3 protein-coding genes are annotated in these 2,838 nt (G+C 68.4%); 1 reads left to right on the plus strand and 2 read right to left on the minus strand.

Translation table 11 applies throughout. From position 1 onward, the window contains the following. The first annotated feature begins 151 nt into the window (after positions 1–151). Positions 152–1,387 carry an IS701 family transposase gene (locus ABZ495_RS36930; protein ID WP_359840365.1) on the plus strand — a complete coding sequence of 412 codons (1,236 nt, stop codon included), beginning with the start codon at positions 152–154 and terminating at the stop codon, positions 1,385–1,387. Positions 1,388–1,540: 153 nt separating this feature from the next. Here ABZ495_RS36930 and ABZ495_RS36935 read toward each other — a convergent pair whose 3' ends face one another. Together ABZ495_RS36935 and ABZ495_RS36940 are read right to left on the minus strand one after the other, a co-directional pair. Further along, on the minus strand, positions 1,541–2,134 hold the full coding sequence (locus ABZ495_RS36935) for an IS630 family transposase (protein WP_359840369.1): 594 nt from the start codon (positions 2,132–2,134) through the stop codon (positions 1,541–1,543). After that, the gene (locus ABZ495_RS36940) at positions 2,065–2,574 is read right to left on the minus strand and encodes a helix-turn-helix domain-containing protein (RefSeq protein WP_359840367.1); all 510 of its coding nucleotides are present in this window, start codon (positions 2,572–2,574) and stop codon (positions 2,065–2,067) included. The genes ABZ495_RS36935 and ABZ495_RS36940 overlap by 70 nt, the downstream gene beginning before the upstream one ends. Positions 2,575–2,838: the final 264 nt, after the last annotated feature.

A 2,838-nucleotide genomic window follows, 5' to 3' on the forward strand; every position in this document is an offset into this window, starting at 1 on the left:
CAGTTGCGCTCGCGTCACACACCACGGTCTACCGGATCAGGTCCCGCCGCGAAGGTGAATCGCCAAGATTGATCACGACCGAATACGTGCCCTAGTAGTACTTCGTTAACTTAGCTTGATCCTGATCTGTGCATCGGGCATCCTGGCGGGCGTGGACTTGGGGGAGATTGAGCAACTGCGTGGCGAGCTCGCCGCGTTCGTGGCCGAGGTGTTCGCGTCGGTACCGCGGAAGGACACGCGCGGGTGGGGTAACTGCTATCTGCGCGGGTTGATGCTGGACGGTCGCAGGAAGTCGATCCAGCCGATGGCCGAGCGGCTGCCGGACGGCGACATGCAGGCCCTGCAGCAGTTCGTGAACCAGTCGCCGTGGGACCACACGGCGGTGCTGCGGGCGGTTGCCCTCAAGGCCCTCACGGTGGTCGATCCGGTGGTGTGGGTGATCGACGACGTGTCGTTCCCCAAGGACGGGCGGATGTCGGTCGGGGTGGCCCGGCAGTGGTGCGGGGCTTTGGGTAAGCAGTCGAACTGCCAGGTGGGGGTGAGTCTGCACGCCGCCTCCGACACCGCGTCCGTACCCCTCTCCTGGCGCCTGTTCGTGCCCGCCGAGTGGCAGGACGACACCGAGCGACGTGCGCGGACCGGTGTGCCCGAGGAGGTCGGCCATCGGGAGAAGTGGCGCCTGGCCCTGGACCTGATCGACGAGGCGCTCGTCTGGGGCCTGGAGCCGAAAGTGGTCGTCGCCGACGCCGGCTACGGCCAGATCACGGCGTTCCGCCGGGGCCTGGCGGAACGCGGGCTGGACTTCGTCGTCGCGGTCCGCTCCGACGAGTCCGCGCATCCTCACGACGCGACCCCCGCCACCCCGCACTGGAGCGGGAACGGCCGCAAACCCGCGGCCCGCTACCGAACCAAGGCCATGTCGCTCCAGGCCCTGACCATCGCCGGCGGACGCACGACCTTGCGCCGGACCACCTGGCGCCACGGCTCGAAAGGCCCGATGCGTTCCCGTTTCCGGGTGCTCACGGTGCGGCCGGCGGGCGTCGCGGCCCGCACCCATGCCATGGCCAGGGCCGGCGGAGCGAGCGCCTGGGACGGCACCCTGCCGAAGGCCACCCTGCTCAGCGAATGGCCCGCCGGACAGAAGACGCCCACCGAGTACTGGCTGACCAGCCTGCCCGCCGACACCCCGACCCGCCACCTGGTCCGCCTGGCCAAGATGCGCTGGCGCGTCGAGCACGACTACCGCGAGCTGAAGCACGGCCTCGGGCTGGACCACTTCGAGGGCCGCACCTGGCGCGGCTGGCACCACCACGTCACCCTCGTCACCGCCGCCCACGCCTTCCTCACCCTTCGGCGGCTCGACCCAAAAGCCCAAGCGCCGGCCTGACCCTCTACCAGGTCCTGGACCAGCTCCAGGACCTGCTGAACTGCTGGACCGGCATTTGCCACACCTGCCAACACCCACTTCCCACAACGAAGCCCAGAAGCCGAACCCGACAACCCGCCCCAACCTAACGAAGTACTACTAGTGCTTCGTTCCTTAAAGCAGGTACACATAGCGGTGTCGCAGTTGTCGGGTTGGTGGGGCGGGTCGGCCCCAGATCCAGGGTCGGGCGCGTGCGTTGAGCTGGGCGGTTGCGATTCGGGTGGCCTGGGTGATCTCGTCGGGGTCGGCGAAGGAGTGGCCGGCGAGGGCTGCCTTGCGGAAGATGCGCCACCAGGCTTCCTGGAGGTTGAGCCAGCACGCGCCGACGGGTATGAAGACGTGCTTGATGCGCGGGTGGCTCTCGAGCCAGGCCCGGGTGGAGACGCTGTTGTGGGATGACAGGTTGTCGGTCACCACATAGATGTCGCCTGTGGGGTTGGCGTCCTCGACCAGCTGGAGGAACTGCTGGTAGAAGACGCTGTTGCGGGAGGAGGCGGTCATCGTGATCTGCTGCCCGTCCCGGACGCGAAGGCCCCCGTAGACCCAGGTCTTCTCCGGGCCGCGGGAGTAGTCGATCTCGTTCTTGATGCGGTGCCCGTCCGGTGACCAGCCCGGCGCCGGAGGGAACGTGCGTGGGATCACCGGTCCGAGCTCGTCGGCGCAGACGACCGTCGCACCGTCGGGCGGGCAGGTGTAGAGACCGATGATCCGCGTCCTTTTCCCTCGAAGTCCCGGTCCTTCGACCGGGTCCACGAACGGGTACGGCGCCACCCCGCGCCCTCGGTGAGCAGGATCCGGCGGACTTGGGAGCGTTTGACCTCGATCCCCAGTCGGCGGGCCTGCTCGGCCAGCGCGTCCAGCGTCCACTGCGGCGGGCCGGCCTCGTCGGCGGGGGCGAGTTCCCCGTCCGCCTGCCTGGTCGGCCGTCCGGGCGGCACCTGCTTGACCAGGGCGATGATCCGAGACCGCTCGGCCTCGGTCAGCCGCCGGGGCCGGCCGGTGATCGGCCGGTCCTCCATCCCCTCCAGGCCGAGATCGTTGAACCGGTGGAGCCACCAGCGGACCGTCTTCGCGTGGCAGCCCAGCTCTGCGGCGATCGCCGCCACCCGCAGGCCGTTCCAGCTCAGCTCGATGATCCGCGCCCGCATCACCAGATCCGCCGGCGCCTTCCGCGCCCTGGCCAACCTGACGATCGCCCTCTCCTCGTCCGCCCCCACAGCGGCCCGGGCCTGCAACAACCCCGGCACACCCCACCCCCGATCAACCCACCAACTCAACCAACACAGCATCTATACCCATGACTTGAGGAATCAAGCACTAGGGCCTGTGTGATGTTGTGATCAATCTTCGGGTTCTGCCCCTGCTCCAGGGCAGAACCCGGTAGGAATGTTGGCTGTGACGCGCAGACAACT

Source organism: Kitasatospora sp. NPDC005748 (assembly GCF_040630735.1).
Taxonomy (GTDB): Bacteria; Actinomycetota; Actinomycetes; order Streptomycetales; family Streptomycetaceae; genus Kitasatospora.

Coding starts and splice junctions, on each gene's coding strand:
- ABZ495_RS36940 (WP_359840367.1), bottom strand. CDS start 2,574: ATGCGGGCGCGGATCATCGAGCTGAGCTGGAACGGCCTGCGGGTGGCG.